Source organism: Xanthomonas sp. PPL134 (genome assembly GCF_040595915.1).
Lineage (GTDB): Bacteria > Pseudomonadota > Gammaproteobacteria > Xanthomonadales > Xanthomonadaceae > Xanthomonas_A > Xanthomonas_A indica.
The window spans coordinates 31518-52012 of record NZ_JAMDLL010000010.1 but is presented as its reverse complement, the minus strand read 5'-3'; the positions used below and the strand labels follow the sequence as shown (position 1 = coordinate 52012).

The 20495-nt window shown below is 70.1% G+C and carries 16 protein-coding genes; 6 read left to right on the top strand and 10 right to left on the bottom strand.

Annotated features, from left to right (window positions below; translation table 11 throughout):
* Window positions 1-249: 249 nt before the first annotated feature.
* The gene (locus tag M3U25_RS16400; RefSeq protein WP_242159270.1) at window positions 250-861 is read right to left on the bottom strand and encodes a tetratricopeptide repeat protein; all 612 of its coding nucleotides are present in this window, start codon (window positions 859-861) and stop codon (window positions 250-252) included.
* A gap of 190 nt (window positions 862-1051) precedes the next feature.
* Here M3U25_RS16400 and M3U25_RS16395 point away from each other — a divergent pair, with 190 nt between their 5' ends.
* Entirely contained in the window at window positions 1052-4774 is a 3723-nt protein-coding gene (locus M3U25_RS16395; protein WP_355502148.1) for an indolepyruvate ferredoxin oxidoreductase family protein, read from the top strand.
* 413 nt (window positions 4775-5187) lie between these two features.
* Here the strand turns inward: M3U25_RS16395 and M3U25_RS16390 are convergent, their stop codons facing one another.
* The 7 genes from M3U25_RS16390 to M3U25_RS16360 all read right to left on the bottom strand — a co-directional run bounded on the left by M3U25_RS16390 (window position 5188) and on the right by M3U25_RS16360 (window position 12398).
* The gene (locus M3U25_RS16390; RefSeq protein WP_355502145.1) at window positions 5188-5970 is read right to left on the bottom strand and encodes a hypothetical protein; all 783 of its coding nucleotides are present in this window, start codon (window positions 5968-5970) and stop codon (window positions 5188-5190) included.
* Window positions 5971-6169: 199 nt separating this feature from the next.
* Window positions 6170-6772 (bottom strand): DUF938 domain-containing protein, encoded by a 603-nt coding sequence (locus M3U25_RS16385; RefSeq protein ID WP_355502142.1) that lies wholly within the window; start codon window positions 6770-6772, stop codon window positions 6170-6172.
* Between the two features lie 61 nt (window positions 6773-6833).
* Complete coding sequence (locus tag M3U25_RS16380; protein ID WP_355502139.1) at window positions 6834-7661, bottom strand: NYN domain-containing protein; 828 nt, start codon at window positions 7659-7661, stop codon at window positions 6834-6836.
* 102 nt (window positions 7662-7763) lie between these two features.
* Window positions 7764-8891, bottom strand: a complete 1128-nt coding sequence (locus M3U25_RS16375) for an alpha/beta hydrolase (RefSeq protein WP_355502136.1) — start codon at window positions 8889-8891, stop codon at window positions 7764-7766.
* A 105-nt stretch (window positions 8892-8996) separates the two neighbouring features.
* Complete coding sequence (locus M3U25_RS16370) at window positions 8997-9812, bottom strand: EcsC family protein (RefSeq protein ID WP_242159091.1); 816 nt, start codon at window positions 9810-9812, stop codon at window positions 8997-8999.
* 126 nt (window positions 9813-9938) lie between these two features.
* Window positions 9939-11333, bottom strand: coding sequence for an MFS transporter (locus M3U25_RS16365; RefSeq protein WP_355502132.1), 1395 nt, complete (start codon window positions 11331-11333; stop codon window positions 9939-9941).
* Between the two features lie 159 nt (window positions 11334-11492).
* Window positions 11493-12398, bottom strand: coding sequence for a DUF4424 family protein (locus M3U25_RS16360; protein WP_355502129.1), 906 nt, complete (start codon window positions 12396-12398; stop codon window positions 11493-11495).
* Window positions 12399-12602: 204 nt separating this feature from the next.
* Between M3U25_RS16360 and M3U25_RS16355 the strand changes: the two genes are divergently transcribed.
* The 5 genes from M3U25_RS16355 (at window position 12603) to M3U25_RS16335 (ending at window position 19106) form a co-directional block, all read left to right on the top strand.
* Window positions 12603-14426, top strand: a complete 1824-nt coding sequence (locus M3U25_RS16355; protein ID WP_355502126.1) for a family 43 glycosylhydrolase — start codon at window positions 12603-12605, stop codon at window positions 14424-14426.
* A 98-nt stretch (window positions 14427-14524) separates the two neighbouring features.
* The gene (locus M3U25_RS16350) at window positions 14525-15091 is read left to right on the top strand and encodes a lysozyme inhibitor LprI family protein (protein WP_355502123.1); all 567 of its coding nucleotides are present in this window, start codon (window positions 14525-14527) and stop codon (window positions 15089-15091) included.
* A gap of 121 nt (window positions 15092-15212) precedes the next feature.
* Window positions 15213-16382 carry a lysozyme inhibitor LprI family protein gene (locus tag M3U25_RS16345; RefSeq protein WP_355502120.1) on the top strand — a complete coding sequence of 390 codons (1170 nt, stop codon included), beginning with the start codon at window positions 15213-15215 and terminating at the stop codon, window positions 16380-16382.
* Between the two features lie 52 nt (window positions 16383-16434).
* Complete coding sequence (locus M3U25_RS16340) at window positions 16435-18129, top strand: peptidoglycan-binding domain-containing protein (protein WP_355502117.1); 1695 nt, start codon at window positions 16435-16437, stop codon at window positions 18127-18129.
* Between the two features lie 68 nt (window positions 18130-18197).
* A complete protein-coding gene (locus tag M3U25_RS16335; protein ID WP_355502114.1) occupies window positions 18198-19106 on the top strand; it encodes a hypothetical protein in 909 nt (302 codons plus the stop codon).
* A 38-nt stretch (window positions 19107-19144) separates the two neighbouring features.
* Here the strand turns inward: M3U25_RS16335 and M3U25_RS16330 are convergent, their stop codons facing one another.
* Both M3U25_RS16330 and M3U25_RS16325 read right to left on the bottom strand, forming a co-directional pair.
* Entirely contained in the window at window positions 19145-19666 is a 522-nt protein-coding gene (locus M3U25_RS16330; RefSeq protein WP_355502111.1) for a hypothetical protein, read from the bottom strand.
* 55 nt (window positions 19667-19721) lie between these two features.
* Window positions 19722-20384, bottom strand: a complete 663-nt coding sequence (locus M3U25_RS16325; RefSeq protein WP_242159082.1) for a hemolysin III family protein — start codon at window positions 20382-20384, stop codon at window positions 19722-19724.
* Window positions 20385-20495: the final 111 nt, after the last annotated feature.

The window sequence follows — 20495 nt, the reverse complement described above, 5'->3', positions numbered from 1 at the left end:
CCGCCGCGGCCGCGTCGACGTGCCGGCGCGCGGCAGATCAACGATGGCGATCGTGATCCGCCACGCGCGGGGCATGCCGGACCACCAGCGCCGCGTCGGCAGCGCCTGCGCGGGCCGCACCACGCACGGTGCGACGCGTTGGCGTTGCGCCTCAAACGGCAGGAAACGCGAAGGCGACAGCCGCATCGCCTTCGACGCAGGCCTCGACGCGCGCCCTGCCCTGCCGCGGCGGGCGCGCTGCGCGCCGGCTCAGGGCCAGGCGGGCGGCGCGGCCTTCCAGGCGGCCTGCACCTCGGCCAGGGTGGCGCGCTCGTCGTCGCGCCAGGTCGGCAGCAGCGCGGCGAAATCGGCGCCGGCGCCCCACTTGTCCGGCCAGGTGCGTGCCGCCGCGGCGTACCACTTCACCGCCTCGTCCTTGCGCTGCAACCGCCACAGTGCCAGCGCCAGGGTCGGCGGGATCCAGTCCGGTGCCGCCGGGCGGCCGTTGACCAGGGCGCTCCACTCGTTCAACGCGCGCCCCGGGTCGCCGGCGCGCAGCAGGTCCCAGCCGTAGTTCCACTGCACCTGGCGCCGCTGCATGCCGGCGGGCAGGCCATGCAGCGCCGCCTGGTACAACTGTTCGCCCAGTTCCCGGCGGCCGCCGGCCATGGCGATGCCGGCCAATTGGGCGCGCGCCTCGTTGGCGTCGGGGTTGCGCTGCACGGTGCTGGCCAGGCGATCGACCAGGGCCTCGCCGCTGCCGGCGATGGCGGTCACCGGACGCGTGGTGCTGCGGTCTTCGTCGAAATAGAACTCTTTCGGTGCCGGCAATGCCTGCGCCCGCACGCTGGCCGCGGTGGCCAGACCGATGCAGGCCAGCATCGCGGCCACTGCGTATGTGTATGCCTTCACTGCTGCAATCCCCTGGAGTGATCCCCTCACCCAGGTCCCATCCTACCGTGCCCGCGCCGCCGTGGACGAGAACGAGCGCAAAAATCGCCGCTGATACAATCGGGGCGATCGCGCGCGGCAGGCGCTGCGCGCGCGCCAGCCTTCCATTTCCGGGCAAGCCATGAACCGCATCGCCGATCCGCGTCCGTCGTCCTCCCTCGCCGCAGCGGCTGCCGACGGCGTGGATACCGGCTATACGCTGGAAGACAAGTACACCCGCACCGATGGCCGCATCTATCTGTCCGGCGTGCAGGCGCTGGTGCGGCTGCCATTGATGCAGCAACTGCGCGACCGCGCCGCCGGGCTGAACACCGGCGGCTTCGTCAGCGGCTACCGCGGCAGCCCGCTGGGCGGGTTCGACCTGGAACTGTGGCGCGCGCGCAAGCACCTGGACGCGGCCAAGGTGGTGTTCAAGCCCGGGCTCAACGAGGACCTGGGCGCGACCATGGTCTGGGGCACGCAGCAGACCAATCTCTTCCCCGGCGCGCGCGTGGATGGCGTGTACGCCATGTGGTACGGCAAGGGCCCGGGCGTGGACCGCTGCGGCGACGTGTTCAAGCACGGCAACGCCGCCGGCACCTCGCGCCACGGCGGCGTGCTGGCGCTGGCCGCCGACGACCATGCCTGCCGCAGCTCGACCCTGCCGCACGGCTCGGAGGACGAGTTCGTCAGCGCGATGATGCCGGTGCTCAATCCGGCCGGCGTGCAGGACATCCTCGACATGGGCCTGCTCGGCTGGGCGATGAGCCGCTACACCGGGCGCTGGATCGGCTTCAAGACCATCGCCGAGACGGTGGAATCCTCGGCCTCGGTGCAGGTGGATCCGTTCGCGCGGCAGATCGTGCTGCCGGAGGATTTCGAACTGCCGCCGGGTGGCCTCAACATCCGCTGGCCGGATCCGCCGCTGGACCAGGAGATGCGCCTGCACCGCTACGCCGTGCGCGCCGCGCAGGCCTTCGCCCGCGCCAACGGCATCGACCGCACGGTGATGGACGCGCCGCAGGCGCGACTGGGCATCGTCACCACCGGCAAGAGCTACCTGGACGTGCTGCAGGCGCTGGAATACCTGGGCCTGGACGCCGACGCCTGCGCGCGCATCGGCATCCGCGTGTACAAGGTGGGCATGACCTGGCCGCTGGAGCCGCTGGGCATCGCCGCGTTCGCGCGCGGGCTGCAGGACATCGTCGTGGTGGAGGAGAAGAAGGCCTTCATCGAGCGGCAGATGAAGGAGCAGTTCTACAACTGGCCGGCCAGCGCCGGCCCGCGCCCGAGCATCGTCGGCAAGTACGACGAGGCCGGCGAATGGATCCTGCCGTCCACCGGCGAACTGACCCCGGCCACCATCGCCGGGGTGATCGGCAAGCGCATCCTGCGCCTGCCGCAGTCCGCTGCGCTCGACACCGCGTCGATCGAGCAACGACTGCGCTGGATGGAGGCCAAGGAAGCGGAAATGGCGCTGCCGCGCGCCAACTTCCCGCGTGTGCCGCACTACTGCTCCGGCTGCCCGCACAACACCTCCACGGTGGTGCCGGAGGGGTCGCGGGCGATGGCCGGCATCGGCTGCCACTACATGGTGACGTGGATGGACCGCGCCACCGATACCTTCACCCACATGGGCGGCGAAGGCGTCACCTGGGCCGGGCAGGCGCCGTTCACCGACACCCCGCACGTGTTCCAGAACCTGGGCGACGGCACCTATTTCCACAGCGGCTCGCTGGCGATCCGCCAGTCGATCGCCGCCGGGGTCAACATCACCTACAAGATCCTCTACAACGACGCGGTGGCGATGACCGGCGGGCAGCCGGTGGACGGCACCCTCAGCGTGCCCGACATCGCCCGGCAGATGCGTGCCGAAGGCGTGCACACCATCGCCCTGGTCAGCGACGACATCGGCAAGTGGACGCGGCGCCGCGAGCTGTTCCCCAGCGACGTGGACTTCCACGACCGCAGCGAGCTGGACGCGGTGCAGCGGCGCCTGCGCGAGGTCAAGGGCACCAGCGTGCTGATCTACGACCAGACCTGCGCCACCGAGAAGCGGCGCCGGCGCAAGCGCGGCAAGCTGCCCGATCCGCCCAAGCGCGTGCTGGTCAACTCGCTGGTGTGCGAGGGCTGCGGCGACTGCGGCGAGAAGAGCTTCTGCGTGTCGGTACTGCCGAAGGAGACCGAGTACGGACGCAAGCGCCAGATCGACCAGTCCAGCTGCAACAAGGACTATTCCTGCGTGTCCGGGTTCTGCCCCAGCTTCGTCACCGTGCACGGCGGGCAGCCGCGCAAGGGCCGCAAGACCGAGGCCGCAGCGCTGCTGGAACAACTGCCGGCGCCGAACTTCCGCAGCGACCTGCGCCAGCCCTGGAACATCCTCATCACCGGCGTCGGCGGCACCGGCGTGGTCACCATCGGCGCGCTGCTGGGCATGGCCGGGCACCTGGAGGGCAAGGGTGCCAGCGTGCTCGACCAGACCGGCCTGGCGCAGAAGGGCGGCGCCGTCACCACGCACATCCGCCTGGCGCGGCAGCCGGAGGACCTGCACGCGGTGCGCATCGCCGCCGGCGAGGCCGACCTGGTGCTGGGCTGCGACATGGTGGTGGTCAACGACTACTGGGCGCTGTCCAAGGTGCGCGGCGATCGCTCGCAGGTGGTGCTCAACAGCTACGAGGCGATGCCCGGCACCTTCACCACGCATCCGGACATGCAGTTCCCCGCCGCCGAGATCATTGCCGGCGTGCGCCTGGCGCTGGGCGGGCGCGACCCGCTGCTGCTCGACGCCACGCAACTGGCCACCGCGCTGCTCGGCGACGCCATCGCCAGCAACCTGTTCATGCTCGGCTACGCCTGGCAGCAGGGCCTGGTGCCGCTGTCGCACGCCGCACTGATGCGCGCGATCGAGCTCAATGGCGCGGCCGTGGCGATGAACCAGCAGGCGTTCGCCTGGGGCCGCCTGGCGGCGCTGGACCTGCCGGCGGTGCGACGCGCGGCGGGTCTCGCCGATCCGACCGCGGATGAGGGCGAACGCCAGGCGCTGGGCCTGCAGCAACTGCCGCCGGGCGAGTGGGAAGGCCACGAGGCCGGCGCCAGCACCGCCCCGCGCAATCCGCCCAATCCGCGTCCGGCGCGCGAGCTGCCGGCCGCCGCCGACAGCGGCGACACCGGCCACGCGCCGCTGGACGACAGCCGCCTGTCGCGCTCGCTGCACGAACTGGTCGCGCGCCGCCATGCCTTCCTGGTCGACTACCAGGACGCCGCCTACGCCGCACGCTACAGCGCGCTGGTGGAGCGCGTGCGCGCCGCCGAGCAGCGCGTGGCCCCGGCCTCGACTGCGCTGACCGAAGCGGTGGCGCGTTATGCGTTCAAGCTGATGGCCTACAAGGACGAGTACGAAGTGGCGCGGCTGTACACCAGCGGCGCGTTCGCGCAGCAGGTGCAGGCGCAGTTCGAGGGCGACTACCGGCTGCGTTTCCACCTGGCGCCGCCGCTGTTGGCGAAGAAGGACGCGCAGGGCCGGCTGCGCAAGCGCGAATACGGCCCGTGGATGTTCACCGCGTTCAAGTGGCTGGCCAAACTGCGCCGCCTGCGCGGCGGTGCCTTCGACGTGTTCGGCTACAGTGCCGAGCGGCGCGGCGAACGGCAGTTGATCGCCGACTACCTCGCCACCGTGGACGAACTGCTGCAGCGGTTGCAGGCGGACAACCTGGCGCTGGCGGTGCAGATCGCCAGCATCCCGGAACACATCCGCGGCTATGGCCACGTCAAGGAAGCGCACCTGCACGACGCCAAGCAGCGCGAAGCGCGGCTGCTGGCGACCTGGCGCAATCCCAGGGCGCTACATATCGTGCAGGCGGCCTGAGGCCGCCAGTCACGTCGGCATCGCCGTGGGTGGCGGTGCCGGTCGTGGCGATGACGCAGGCCGCGGGATGCTTGGTGTGCGGCGTAAACAGCGTCGCGGCTGAAGCCGCTCCTACAACACCATTATCCGCCTTGCGTAGGAGCGGCTTCAGCCGCGACCTCGGATGTCGTCATCGCGCCGGACTGCCGAATGACTTCCGGGGAACATCTTTGGACCACTGCCCGTGTGGCAGGGTCGTAGCGTGGCCCTGGTTCTCGGGTACCGGAAACACGGCGCGTCGGGACTGAAGTCCCTCCCACAGAAAACGCTCCCACATACGGCGCAGCGGCCGCGCATATGCGGCCGCTGCGCCGACGGAAGGCGCAATTCAATCGGGCGCCGCTGGCGGCCACCCGATCGAACGCGTGTCGACGTCAGACCCGCGGATCGGGGGGATTGCCGCGGCCGGGGCGATCGTAGCGATCCGAATCGAAGGCTTCGCGCACGGCGGCCTTGGCCTGCGCCCAGCTCAGCCGCGAGCGGTCCTTGACGCGCTCCCAGCCGCTTTCCAGATCCGATTCCAGGCGGTCGTCCCAGACGCGATCGCGGTAGCGGCTGCGCGCCTGCACGCCATAGCGGTAGGCCGGGCGGTAGTCGTCGTAGCTGCTGTCGGTGCCGCGGTAGTCCGCGGTGTCGAAGCGCTCGGCGTAGTAGCGGTCGCTGTCCTCATAAGTGCGGTAGGTGGCATCGGCGCGCTCCCAGGAGTCGCGCGCGGCCAGTCGCGCCTCGTCCCACTCCAGGCGCGAGTCGCCGCGGCGCGTGCCCCAGTCGTGCGACAGTTCGCGCTCGTGTTCGTCCCAGGTGCGCGAGGGATACTGCTCGCGTGCCTGCAGGCCCAGGCCGTAGGCCGCCGCATAGTCGCGGTCGTAGTCGTAATCGGCCTTGGCGTAGTCGCGGTTGCGGTACTCCTCGCGCCAGTAGGCGTCCTCGCCGGTGGGGTCGATGCGCTCGGCCACGCCCTTGCCCGCCGCTGCGCCGGCGACCACGCCGACCGCCGCGCCGATCAAGGTGCCGAGCGGGCCGAACACGGTGCCGGCCAGCGCGCCGGCGGCGACGCCGCCGGCGGTGCCGCCGATGCCGACCCCGACCGGGTGCGAGCCGGGGGTGCCGGAGATCGGGTCGCGATTGAGATCGCGGGATTCGTCGTTGTTGTCCATGGGAACGCTCCGTGGCGAAGGAAGGAAGCACCGGCCGCAGGCCCCTTTCGGCGGCGGCAGGTGTCTGCGCACAGTCGCAAGCGCGCGGTGAATCCGTCGTGGCACCACGGTGAACCCGTCATGAGGGCAATGGTGCGTCTTCGTCACCTGGACGCAACGCGCGGCCGACGGATCGATCGCACGCGGTGGTCAGCCACGCCTAGCCTTGGCGCCAGACCAGGCAGCGGTTGTTGGCGGGCATCGCCACGTCGTCCTGCAGCACCAGGCCCTGCGTCTGCGCCAGCGCATCCACCGCCTCGGCATCGCGGATGCCGCTGGCCGGGTCGCGCGCCTTCAGCCACGCATCGAACGCGCGATTGCTGTCGCTGGTGAAGGTGCCGCCGTAATTGAATGGGCCGTACACGGCCAGCACAGCGTCGCTGCTGTTCGCCAACAACGAGCCGACCCTGGCGAAGAACGCCTGCACCGCGTCCCAGCCCATGATGTGCAAGGTATTGGAGGTGAACACCGCATCGTAGCCGGTGTGCGGCCACGGCCCGTCGCGCACGTCCAGCGCCAGCGCCGGCGGCGTGTTCGGCAGCGCCGCCGCCTCCAGCCACTGCGCGATGCCGGGCAGGTGCTCGGCACGCTCGCTGCATTGCCAGGTCAGCTGCGGCAGCGCCGCGGCGAAATGCACCGCATGCTGGCCGGTGCCGCTGCCGATCTCCAGCACATGGCGACGACCGGTGAAGTGCCGCTGCAGCACCTGCAGGATCGGATCGCGGTTGCGGTCGCAGGACGGGGCGTAGGGTCGATCGCTCATCGTGTCGTGCACCTGGATGCGCCGGGCAGTGCCGCGACGCCACACCGCGGCGACAGGCGGCTCATCCGCGCGAGCGCACGAAGATGCGCTTGCCGCCGCCTTCGTTGCCGCGCTCCTCCAGTTCGAAGTGCGACGACAACCGGCGCAGCAGATCGCTGAGCTTCTTGTGGCCGTACAGGCGCGGATCGAAATCCGGCCGCACCTTGTTCAGATAGCTGCCGACGCTGCCGAGTCCGGCCCAGCCCTGGTCGTCGGAGGCTTCCTCGATCGCCTGTCGCAGCAGGGTCAGTGGCGCCGCGGCCTTGGTCTCGGTCGGCACCGGCGCCGGCTCGGGTTTGGCCGGCGTCGCGGCGGGCTTCTTGCGGCCCTTGGCCGCCGGCTTGGCGGCCGCGGCAGCGGGCTTGGCCGGCTCGGCGGCGCTGGCCTCGCTGCGCAGCACTTCGGTGTAGATGAACTTGTCGCAGGCCTGCACGAACGCATCCGGGGTCTTGCGCTCGCCGAACCCATACACCGTCGGCCCCTCCTCGCGCAGGCGCTGCGCCAGGCGGGTGAAGTCGCTGTCGCTGGAGACCAGGCAGAAGCCGTCGAAGCGACCGGTGTAGAGCAGGTCCATCGCGTCGATGATCAGCGAGCTGTCGGTGGCGTTCTTGCCGCTGGTGTAGGCGAACTGCTGCACCGGGCTGATCGAGTGCTTCAGCAGGGCCTGCTTCCACTGGGTCATGCGCGTGCTGGTGAAATCGCCGTAGATGCGCTTGACGCTGGCCAGGCCGTACTTGGCGACCTCGGCGAGCAGGCCTTCGATCACCGACGGCTGCGCGTTGTCGGCGTCGATCAGCACCGCCAGCCGCGGCTGGTCGTCGTCGCTGTCGGAACGGTGGCGGGTTTTCATGGCGAAGCACCTGGCAGGAAACGGGGTTGAAGGCGGCCGCAGGGCAGCGGCCGCCACTGTGCCACCGCCACGCCGCGACGGCCAGTCGCGAAGCAGCGCCGCTCAGTCCTGCGCCGCGGCCACCGGCGCCGCTGCCGGCAACGGTGGCAGATCCAGATGCCGGCGGAAGAAGCGCGCGATCACCCGCAGCGCCTGCTGGCTTTCCGGCAACTCGGTGTTCAGATGGAACGCGTGGCCCATGCCGTCCCACACGTGCAGGTCCGCCTCGCGGTCCAGATCGACCAGCCGTGTGTGGGTGTAGGCGACATTGCTCAGTTCCGCCGCGCGCGTGCCGGTGATGAACAGCAGCGGCGGGAACTGCGCCAGCACCGCGTCGGAGAACACCGGCGACACCAGCGGATCGTGGAAGTCCACGCCCTCGCCGTAGTACAGGTCTTCCATGATCGGCAGCGCACCCTGCGCATCGGGCAGCGGTGCGTCGTTCACCGCCGCCACCACGTAGCGCGAATCGCCGCGGTAGCGCGCATCGCCGCCGGCGCAGAACATGCCGGCCGCCGCCGGCATCGGCAGTTTCTCTTTGGCGAACCAGGCCAGCGACTCGCCGGTCAGCACGCCACCGGCCGAGCAGCCGAACAGGCCGATGTGCTGCGGCGCGTAGCGCTTGAGCGCGGCGCGATAGACCGTGGCCACGTCTTCGCTGGCCGCAGGGAAGCGGTGTTCCGGGCCTTGCCGGTAGTCGACGCTGACCACGGTGACGCCGGTCATCGCCGCCACCGGGATCGCCTCCATCATGCCGAACGAGGCCGCGCTGCCCATGACGAAGGCACCACCATGCAGTTCGATCAGCAGCCGCTGGCGCTGCGCCGGCGAGGCATCGCGTGGCTGCACCAGGGTCACCGGCACGCCGTCCCAGGTGGTCCGCTGCAGCGTCACCCCGTAGCGCTCGCGCAGCGGGTCCACCACGGTCTTGGCCCAGGCCTCGGTTTCCGCACGGATGCGCGGCAGTTCGCGGCGCAGCGTGGCGTTGTCCATCTTCGCCAGCGGGTCGCCCTGCGCCATGTCCTTGCGCGCGGCCGCCTGCGCCTGCGGACTGAGGAAGGGCGACAACGGCAGATCGAACGTCGGCATGTGCCGCACGCCATCGTGCGGCGGTGCGGCGTCCGTGGCCCGCGACGCCAGCGGGGTCACGCCCGCGATCAGCGCCAGCAGGCGCACCCCTTGTCTGTACATCGCTCCCATCACGTCCAGGTGCCCTCCACGGCATCGATCGATCGCCGAGGATAGCGGGGCGGCGCACGCGCGACTTTGCACGATCCCGCCGCTTGGCCGATGCGACTAGCGCGACGCGGGCAACGCCTCGTAGGCCTGGCGCACTGCGGCCTCGCCGTAGCGGCGTTCCAGCCGGCGCACGGTGAAGTGGCCGCGCGCCATCGCCTGGAAGTGGGCGATGAACACGGTGTTGAGCAGCGCGCCGCTGGCCGCGCCGACCAGCGGCACCGCCTGCGCCGCCAGCTTCTCGCTGACCGTGACCGAAAACTTGGCGGCGATGCGCGACAGCAGCGACACCAGCACCGGTGCGCCCTTGCTGCCCAGGCCGTGCGCGGCGATGTACTGCGCGGCGGCGCTGAGTTGCTGCGCCATCGCCGCACGCACCGCGAAGTAGCCCGATTCGCTGCCATCGTCGCGCTGGCTGCGGCCGCCGTGCGCCAGCACCTCCAGGCAGGCCAGCGCGGTGGCCGGGTCGTCCAGGCGCTCGCCCTCGGCGCGGGCGATGTCGGCGATGGAGCGCAGCATCAGGGTGGTGGTCAACGGCAGTTCCACCACCAGCCCGGGCAGGCCGAAGAAGCCGCCGGCGGCGCCGGTCGCCGCCACCGCGGCGCCGTGCAGGCGCGGCCGCGCGCGGTCCGGCGCCTGCCCACGCAGGGTCAGCAGCGCCGAGCGCAGCGCCATCCGCAGCGCACGCTGGCTGACCGCATCGAGGCGCGAGGACAGCATCTTCGGCAGGCGCTTGCTGATCAGCGCCTCGATCGGCGCGCCCACCGCATTGGCGATCTTCGCCGCCAGGCCCGGGTGTTCCAGCAGCGCGCGCGCCTGGGCCAGGTCGCGGTGGTCGGCGGCATCCATCACGGGGACGGGCAATAGCGAGGTCATGGCCGAAGCTCGTGGCGAAGGAGGCGACAGCATGCACCGGGCCGCGGCGGCATGGTGTCGAGGCCCGATGACCGGTGCGGGACGTTCAGGAACCGGCCGTGCCTGCGCAGGAGGTGCTGACAGGCCCTAGATCCGCTCCAGCGCGCGCTGGTAGGTGCGCGGTCCGAACCGCCCCACCACCGCGGCGGCCAGCACCAGGCTGGCGGCGATGAAACCGAGCACGCCGCGGTGGCCGGTGCGGTCCAGCAGCACGCCGATCAGCAGGCTGCTGGCGGCGGTGGACAGGCGGCTGAAGGAATAGCAGAAGCCCACCGCGCGGGCGCGCAGCGCGGTGGGGAACAGTTCGGCCTGGTAGCCGTGGTAGGCGAAGCTCATCCAGGCATTGCAGAAGGTCACCGCCGCGCCGCAGGCGATCAGCAGCAGCGGCTGCTGCTGCCAGGCGAACAGCAGGCCGAACAGCACCGCGCCCAGGGCCGACACCACCACTTGCCACTTGTTCTCCCAGCGCTGCGCCACGCCCATCAGCAACAGCGGCGCCAGCGGATAGGCCAGCGAGATGGCGAAGGCGTAGCCGAGCCCGTGCACGCTGTCGGCGCCCTGCCGCGCCAGCAGCGCCGGCAGCCAGTTGCCGAAGCCGAAGAAACCGATCGCCTGGAAGATGTGGAAGCTCACCAGCATCGCCATGCGCCGCCGGTACGGAGGCTGCCACAGCGCCGACAGCTGCGGCGTCGGCACTGGCGTTGCCGATGTCGGCGCCGGTGCCGGCAACGGCTGCCCCAGGTCGGCGGCGCAGCGCGCCTCCAGCCGCTGCAGCACCGCGTCGGCCTCGGCATGCCGGCCCTGCGTGGCCAGCCAGCGCGGCGACTCCGGCAGGCGGCTGCGCAGCCACCACACCGCCAGCGCGAAGCCGCCGCTGAGCAACGCCACCCAGCGCCAGCCGCTCAGGCCCAACGGCGCATGCGGCACCAGCGCCCAGGCGCTCAACGCCACCGCCGGCACCGCCAGGAACTGCACGCAGAACGCCAGCGCGAACGCCGCGCCGCGCATCTGCCGCGGCACCATTTCCGACAGGTAGGTGTCGATGGTGACCAGTTCCACGCCCAGGCCGATGCCGACCACCCCGCGCCACAGGATCACTCCCAGCGCGCTGTGCTGCAGGCCCATCGCCACCGTGGCCACGCTGTACCAGAGCAGGGCGAAGGAGAACACCGCACGGCGCCCGAAACGATCGACCAGCGGGCTGAGCAGGCTCGCGCCGAGGAACAGGCCCAGGAACGTCGCCGCGGCGAACGCGGCCTGGTCGGCGATGCCGAACACGCCGGCCGCGCCCTCGGCGAACACGCCCTCGCGCAGCAGGCCGGGGCTGAGGTAGGCGGTCTGGAACAGATCGAACAGTTCGAAGAAACCGCCCAGCGCCAGCAGCGCGACCAGCCGCCACAGGCTCCGGGTCGGCGGCAGGCGTTCCAGGCGCGCCGCGACCAGGGCGACGGGATCGGAAGCGGCAACGGCGGCATCGCGCATGCGGGCAGGTCCTGGGGGGAGGAAACGCGCCGGCGCATGCTGCCCGATCCAGCGGCACGCGCGCCACCGCGTCGGGCGAAAACTGCCGACCGCGCCGCGTCGGCGTTCAGCGGGATGTCGGCTTCGGCGCGTCCGGCCGCTGCGGGCGCTGGCCGCCGCTCAGCGCAGGAACAGGATGTCCAGGTCGCGGTCGGGCACGAAGTCGCGCTGGCGGAACTCGAACGTCAGGGCATCGGTGCGCTGCAGCTCACCGTCGAAGCACAGGCTGAGCAGGTCGCCCGGCGCACGCTTCTTCAGGGTCACGTGGAAATCCTGGATCGGCCCCTTCCAGTTGGCGCCGGTGCGCAGCACGTAGCGCAGGTTGCTCCACTGCAGGCCGTCGGCGCCGGCACGGCGGCGCATGCGCTGCTGCATGGCAGCGTCCAGGCAGGTGCTTTTGGCGTACTCGCCGATCAGGTCGCTGGCCGGCATCGGCACGCCGGTGGCGACGCTGGGCACGTAGCGGTGGCGGATCGCCACCGCGCCGCCGGCAGGGAAGCGCTGCTGCCAGACGAAGTACTCGCTGAGGGTGAAGCGGGGCTGCCCGTCCGCGTCGAACCAGCGTGCGGGCAGCGGCTTGCGGCCGGCCGGGACGGTGCCGCCCTCGACGTACTCGGCCAGGTCGTCCGGCGTCCAGCCGCTGGCTGCCCACGCGCGGGAGATGTCGTTGCCGTCCAGCTTCGCCACCAGCTGGCGCTCGGTGCGCACCGGCTTGCCGTCCACCCACAGCGTGAAGTCGGTGAGCGCGCTGTGGTCGGCCATGCCGAAGTACATCGGCGGCATCGGGAAGGCGATCGGCACAACCAGATCGCGCGCGCTGGTGTTGGTGAACACGTAGTCGACCTGCACCCGGTCCTCGCTGATGAACAGGTCTTCCTTGCTCATGCGGATGTCCGGCTGGCGGATCAGTTCGATGGAGCCATTGGCGTCGCCGATGCTGCTGTCGTTGGCGAAGGCGGCAGCGGCAAACAGCAAGGGCGACAGCAGCAGGGGCAACAGGCGGCGCGGCGAGACGTTGGCGATCATGGCAGTCGGCGGTTGGCGAGACGGGCGCCGCGGCCGCGGCACGGCACGGCACTGGGCACTGGGCACTGGGCACTGGGCACTGGGCACTGGGCACTGGGCACTGGGCGGGCGCCATGGTAACCGCGGCGACACGGGCGGCCGCATCGCATCTCGCCACCCCCTTTGCTACGGTAGCCGGCGCCGCCACGGGGGAAGGCCATCGTCATGTTCAGAGCATTCGCACCGCTGGCGCTGCTGGCGTCCGCCGGGCTGGCCGCGGCGCAGGCGCCGGGCGCACGCAGCTACGCCAACCCGATCGACCTAGACTACCGCTACAACTTCGAACAACTCAACGACGGCATCTCCTATCGCACCGGCGCCGACCCGGTGTTCGTGCGCTTCGGCGATGCCTACTACCTGTTCCAGACCCTGGCCGACGGCTACTGGCGCTCCAGCAACCTGCTCGACTGGCAGTTCGTCACGCCCAGCCGCTGGCCGTTCGAGAGCATCGTCGCGCCGGCGGTGGTCGCCGACGGCGACCGCCTGGTGATCATGCAGTCGGCCTTCGAACCGCGCCCGCTGCTGCAGACCCGCGACCCGGCCAGCGGCACGCTCGACTTCCTGACCCGGCTGCTGCCGAAGCTGCCGCGCGCCCAGCCGATCGGCACCGAGATGAAGGGCCGGCCGCTCAGCGACGTGCCGCCCGGCCCCTGGGACCCGGACCTGTTCATCGACGACGACGGCCAGTGGTACCTGTACTGGGGCTCCTCGGACCGCTACCCGCTGTACGGCATCGCCATGGACCGCAGCGCGCACGGAGTCGCCTTCCGCGGCGTGCCGACGCCGCTGCTCGCGCTGGATCCGGCGCAGCACGGCTGGGAGCGCTTCGGCCCCGACCACCGCGGCGCCCGCTTCCCCGACGGCAGCCCGATCGGCAGCTTCCTGGAAGGCGCATGGATGACCAAGACCGGCGGCCGCTACTACCTGCAGTACGGCGCGCCGGGCAGCGAGTACAACGCCTATGCCACCGGCGTATACGTCGGCGAGCACCCGCTCGGCCCGTTCGTCTATGCGGCGTACAACCCGGTGGCGTACAAGCCCGGCGGCTTCATGCAGGGCGCCGGCCACGGCTCCACGTTCCAGGATGCGCACGGCAACTGGTGGAACAGCGGCACCGCCTGGATCGGCGCCAACTGGACCTTCGAACGGCGCATCGTGCTGTTCCCCGCCGCGTTCGCCGCCGACGGGCAGATGCGCGTGTCCACCCGTTTCGGCGATTTCCCGCACTGGATGCCGGAAGGCCCGGTGGCCGACCCGGAGACGCTGTTCACCGGCTGGATGCTGCTGTCCTACCGCAAGCCGGCCACCGCATCGTCCACCCTGGACGGTTTCGCCGCCGGCCGCGCCACCGACGAGGACCCGCGCAGCGACTGGGTGGCCGCGCGCAACGCGCCCGGCGAGACCCTCACCGTCGACCTGGGCGGGGAGCGCAGCGTGCGCGCGGTGCAGGTCAACTTCGCCGACTACCGTGCCGGCCGCTATGGCGATGCGCCGGACATCTACACCGCGTTCCGGCTGCAGCACTCGCGCGACGGCCGCCACTGGCTGCCGCTGGCCGAGGTCAGCGACGGCGCCGACCGGCGCGACCGGCCCAACGCCTACCTGCAACTGCCCGCGCCGGTGCGCACCCGCTACATCCGCTACGTGCACGGCCACGTCGGCGCCGCGCACCTGGCGATCAGCGAACTGCGCGTGTTCGGCAACGCCGACGGTGCCCCACCACCGGCGCCGACCGGTGTCACCGCGCGCCGCGAGGATGACCGCCGCAACGCCCGCGTGCACTGGCAGGCCGTGCCCGGCGCCGTTGGCTACAACGTGCGCTGGGGCCTGCGCGCCGATCGCCTCACCCTCACCTACCAGGTGTTCGCCGACCGCGGCACCGACCTGGAACTCCGCGCGCTCAACGTCGGCCAGGACTACGTGTTCGCCGTCGAAGCCTTCGACGAGCGCGGTGTCTCCCCGCTGAGCGCGCCCATCGCCGTGCCATGAAGCCATCACCGCCCTTCCCGTATGCTTGGCGCCACCTCGACCGCGCACCGGCGATGCGGCGCGCGGCAGGATCGGCTGCCGATCGAAGGAGAAGGACGATGCACCAGCACCAGGGAACCCAGGGCCAGCGCCGGCTGCGCGCATGGCTGATCGCCGCGGTGGTCGCCGGCGTTTGCGGCAACGCCGCCGCGCAACAGATCGACCCGCGCGATGCGCAACTGCAGCAACAGCAGCGCCTGCTGCAGCAGCAGGCCGAACAGATCCAGCGGATGCAGCAGCAACTGCAGCAGATGCCGCCAACCGGTCCCGACGCGGACGCGGCAGGCGCGCCGGCCGATGGCCTGTCCGCCACCTACCACGACTGCCGCAGGCAGGCGCAGGGCCTGGACGAGAGCCGCCGCTGCATCCAGCGCGAACAGCGCGTGCAGCAGGAACGCCTGGACCGCGCCTACGACAGACTGCGCTACCGCCTCAGTGGCATGGACCGCTCCCGGCTGATGGACGCGCAGTACACCTGGCAGCAGTCCAACGAACAGGCCGCAAACCTGGACCGGGCGCTCGGCGCGCGCGGCCAGGAAGCCGCCCTGCAAAGCGCCGAAGCCACCCTGCGCCGGATCAGCTCCCGTGCCGACGAACTGGAAGGCTATACGCGCGGCGGGCGTTGAGGGCAGCTACAGGCAAGCTGTCGGACGATACGCAGCAGCGTGTTGCGGTGCTGCGCGGGCGATTGTCCCCGGCAGCAGGGCACAGTTGAGGTCTTTCAAAGGCGTTGCACGGAGGCCGGAGATGGCAGGCATGGAACAACGGGACCAGATTCGCAAGCGGAGCACGTCGCCACAGCTGCCGCACCGTGGCCTTGTCGCATCGCTCAAATGGGTGCACGCGCGCTGGTTCGGCACCCTGTGCCTCGGGGCCTTGCCCGCTATAGCGCTAAGTGGCGCAATCGCAGCGGTGCCGTCCTTGCCGTCGGGCGCGGAATTGTTGGCGTTGCAGAAGGACGCGCTACGTCCGACATATGCGCGGTGTCTCGCCAAGGCAATGCAGCAGGAGACGCCGGAACGCTGCGTGGACGAGGAGTTCGCCTACCAGGACGGCGCGTTGAACCGGGTCTACCGCGCCCGCATGGCGGCCCTGCCCTCCGCGAAAGAGCGATCGGCGTTGCAAGCCGCACAGTGCCAGTGGATCGCGCAGATCTACCAGAATCGTTGCAAGCTGCCGGAGCAGGCAAACCCTGCAATGCGCCTGGATGCCAAGCAATGCAGGCTGGCCACGACGATCGGCCGGCTGCGCCAACTGAACGATCCGCAGTTCGTCGCGTCGATCAGTGCCGCCAAGCCGATAGCGCCGTCGCCCGATGCAAGCTCGGTGGCGAAGGTGTTCACTGCGACTGGGCTGCCGGATGCAACGGGACAGGTCGCGTTCTCCCTGGGAGACCTAAGCCTGCAGGTCGTAGACGCGCATTGCCGCGACACCGGTGGGCTACTCCTGCGCTGCGCGCCCGCGACGGTCGTGGTGCAGCGTCCGGCGGGTGAACAGTCCATCCCCGTCCCGTCGCTGGTCTTTTTGAGCAACACAGCGGATCAACAGGACTATGTCGCCGCCTATCGCGGCCCCATCGCGCAACAGGGCGAAGGGAGCGAGGGCCTGCGCTATACCGCGATCGTCTCGGACATCAATGGTGACGGCTACGACGATCTGCTGTTGTGGACCGACTTTTCCGGCCGCCTCGGCGCACCCGCCTATACCTACTACTTATTCGATCCAAAGACCCAGCGCTTCGTGAAGAGCGAGAAGCTCGCACAGGCGACACGCGGCCTCACACTCTCCGGCATCAGCGGCACGACGCTGCACCTTTGGTCGGAAGCAGGACAATGCAAGCGCACCGTGGTGTCGCTTGCATTGCATGGAACGATACCGACGCCGCATTCCAGCAAGACCATCGATTCCTGCAAGTAGCCAAGCCGGTGCGGCGCCACCCTCGCACGACACAGAGAGACAAGGACCTCCCATGAGCGACGGATACGGCAAGCAAAACGCGGGATTCGGACTGACACGCGAACAATCGGTCGACCTGATCGTCCACAGCTGCCTGGATCACGGTGTCACCGACACCCGGCAGATCGCGTATGTGCTGGCCACAGCACAGCACGAATCCAAAGACTTCCAGGCCCCTGAAGAGGAATGGGGGCGAAAGCAGGCTGTGACGCTGTCCTATCACGGTGGCGAAGCCTATTACGGCCGCGGCTATGCGCATCTCACCCATGTCGAGTTGTACGAAAAGCTTGGCGAGAAGGCCGGGCTAGGCCGCGAACTCGTGCAATCGCCAGGCCGGGCCGGAGAACCTGCCATTGCGACGAAGATCCTCGTCGCCGGCATGCGCGATGGCGACTTCGTGCCGGGACAGACCCTGGCCGCCCATATCAACGCCGACAAGCAGGACTATGCCGGCGCACGCGCGATCATCAATCCCCGGGATGCGGCAAGCGTGCAAACCATCGCCGGCTATGCGCGCACGTGGGAAGCTGCCGTACCGGCGCTGGTAGAGCGTGTCCAACGTGAAGGCGTGACGCCTGCGCAGCCACCGGCCGCGCCCAATGCACCAGCATCCGTCGGCAAGGGCGACGCGAATCAAACCGTGTTCGAAGCGCAGCAGTATCTGGCCGCATTGGGAATGACCGATGCCAAGGGCAAGGCCATCTCACCCGATGGTGATTTTGGTGCTGGCACCGAGCATGCGGTCAAACAATATGAGCGCGGTAAAGGTATCGCAGAGCCAACTGGCCGCGTCGATGCCGCGATGCTGGCCGAACTGCGTGCCGATACGCTGCAGGCGCAGCCGCAATTCAAGCGCCAGACGATGACGGACCTGTACGGCCCACTGAAGGATGGAGAGCTCCGCCGAGGCGAGAAAGGTGAACCGGTGTATGAGCTGCGCCGTCAGTTGCAAGGCTTGGGCTACATACAGAATGCGCCTCCGAACTGGAGCGGCGACCGCCTCTACGACGAGCACATGGAAGCCGGCGTCCGTGCGTTCCAGAAGGCCAATGGCCTGCAGGAGACCGGACGTGCCGATACGGAGACGCGGCGACAGCTGAATGCGTTCGCGGTGAGCCAGCATCTACCGCCGACCACCGAATTCGACCGTCCGGAAAACTGGCCTCCGCAACCGCCGCCGTATACCAGGGCCGAGTACCAGACCCGCCAGCAGGCACCAGCGCAAACTGCTCCACCAGCACCCGCGACACCGGAGCCATCACCTGACCGTCGGCAAGGCCAGGTACCGGCGCCAACAGCACCCGGGGTTATGCACAGCTCGCTGTATCAGGACTGCTCCAACGGCGTCGACGCCCTAGACCGGCAACTGGGTCGTGCGTCCGACACGGCGAGCGCGTGCATGAAGGCCAGCCTGACCGAGTTGGCCACGCGCAACGGTCTGACCCGGGTCGATCATGTACTGCTCAGCGAGCGCGGCCGTCAGGCCGAGCCAGGGCAGTACGTCTTCGTCGTCGAAGGCGATCCACGCAACCCCGCCAGCTTGCGCGCGCACATGCCGACCGACCAGGCGATCAAGACACCAGTCGAAGTATCCTTCGGTGCCCTGGCGCAATCGGAGCAGCAACGCCAAGCCAGCTTGCAGGCCGAGTTGGGCGAGCAACAGCGCGACGCGCAGCTGCGCCAGGCACAAGGCAAAGGCATGGGCTGACACGGCACCCGCCGATGGCGTCGCGACGTTGGGCCCTGCAGTCTCGCGAAACCTTGGAGAACGTTCCGATGCGCGCCTACGACATCGAACCCGGAGACTGGAACGGCGGCGCGCCCGTTCCCGACAGCGACGGCTGGTGCTTCGGCCTGCCGCCGGGCATCGCCGCGGCGCAATGGCCGCTGGATCCGTGGAGCGGCTATCCGATGCAGCACGGCTTCACCCTGCGGCTGCCACCGGACTACCGCGTGCACGGCCCGGACATCGTCGCGGTGTCGTTCTTCGCCACCGCGCCGGACCATAACGACGGCGGCCCGGCCGGAACAGTGGACGGGATGCACGCCGCGATCGCCACGCCCGCGCAGGCGCTGGCCGACCCGGCACTGCAACCGTTCCGCGAACGCGCACTGCAGGCCCACCCGAGGCTGCGGCGCATGCAGGACCTTCTGGACTGCGCCTATGCGCTGATCCTGCTGCGGCAGGAAGAGGTGGATGGCGCGCCATGCCGGCCGCCGCCGCTGGTGGACAGCCCGTTGCTGCAGCAGACGCCGCCGCCGGAATGGCTGCAGGTCGGAAGCGCGACAGTATGCGAGGCGTGGGACGCGCGCAGCGCGCCGCTGCCGCAGGCGCCGGACCGTTTCGCCCTGCATCGTCCGCTGCGGCTGCGACTGCGCGAGCACGATCCCAATGCCGGGGTGCCGCCGCGTGAGACGTTCGGCGACGCGCCAGATCCCGGCGGCTATCAGCCGTTCTACTACTGGCAGGACGGCGTGGTCAGCCGCGAGCACTACCGCGAACACGACTGGGCCGCCGGCCACGCCATCAACCACCTCGGCGGCACGATGCGCCCGATACAGGGCATCCCCGACTTCAGCCCGTACTACATCGAGTTCGACGAGGCCTTCGGCGGCTACAACTTCGGCGGCGGCATCGCGCAACTGGACATCCAGGGCCTGCGATTGGACTGGGCCTGCGACTGAGGTCGCCGAGCCGGGCGACGCTTGTGCGGCGGCGCATTTCACTGCCCCGAGGCACAACCCCCGCCCTGTTCCACGCACAGCTTCATGGCGCGTTGCAGCTCGGCCTCGCTCAGCTGCGGGGGCGGCCGCGCGACGGCGGCCTGGACCTGGTCGGGGCCGCCGGTCAGCGCGTGCAGGCCCTTGGCCGCCTTGCCGGCCAGGTAGTAGACGCCGAGCGCGATGTAGCCGCCGCTCTGGCTGACCTGTTCCACCGAGGGCGGCGGCCGCCAGTCCTTGTCGAAGCGGTTGGGCGGTGGGGTCACCGGATTCTTGAAGCGGTACAGATCCAGCGGCTCGCCCTCGTCCGGCGGCAGCGCGCGGACTTCGCCGAGCGTCTGGATGTCGTCTTTGGCAGCGTCGGTGGCTGGCGGCGTGGCGACGGATGCCGCCGCCGGCGCAGCGGCATCGGTCGCAGGCGCGGCCTGTTGCGCCTGCGCCTGCGCGCATGCGGCCAGCAATGCGACGGCCAGCAAGGCCCGCAGGCGCCGGCCGATCGGATCCGTTGTGTCCACGCTGTCCATGGCGCCCGAGCTTACGGACGCGGCGCGGCCTTCTCTAGCGCGTCGCCACCGCCGTTCACGTCGGCGACAGCGGGCGCAGGCACAGCCAGATCGCGCACCAGTGCGCCAGCGCGCCGCCCAATACGTGCGCATGCCAAATGGCGCGGTTGTAGAGCATCGACTTGCGCACGTAGAACGCCACGCCCACCGTGTAGATCGCGCCACCGGCGGCGATCAGCCACAGCACCGGCGTGTCCAGCCCGGCCATGATCGGCTTGACTGCGGCCATCCCAGCCCAGCCCAGCAGCAGGTAGATCGCCACCCAGAAGCCCTTGGCGATGCCCGGCAGGAACAGCTTGGCGAATACGCCGAAGAGCGCCACACCCCACACCGCCAGGGTCATCGACCAGACCCAGGCGCCGGACAGCGCCAGCACGAAGAACGGCGTGTAGGAGCCGGCGATCATCACGAAGATGCCCGCATGGTCGAGCTTGCGCAGCACCGGCTGGCGCTGCGGCGGGGCGAAGTTGTACGCCGCCGAGCAGGCGAACATGGTCAGCAGCCCCAGCGCGTAGATGCTGGTGGCCAGGATCAGCGCGTCGTTGGCATGGGCGCGCCAGACCAGCAGCGCGCCGCCGACCACGGCCAGCAGCAGGCCGGCGGCATGCACGAGCAGATCGGCGCGGCGGGCGGCGGCGGTGCGGTAGTGCGGGGGAATCGGGGGAGCGGACACGGGCAAGGGAAGTAGACGACAGGAGCCGTCGTTGCCGAGGGGGGACGACAGGATACCTGTCGATGGCGACAACGCGCGCCACACGACAGCGGCAGCGTCGCCCGACAACACAGCACC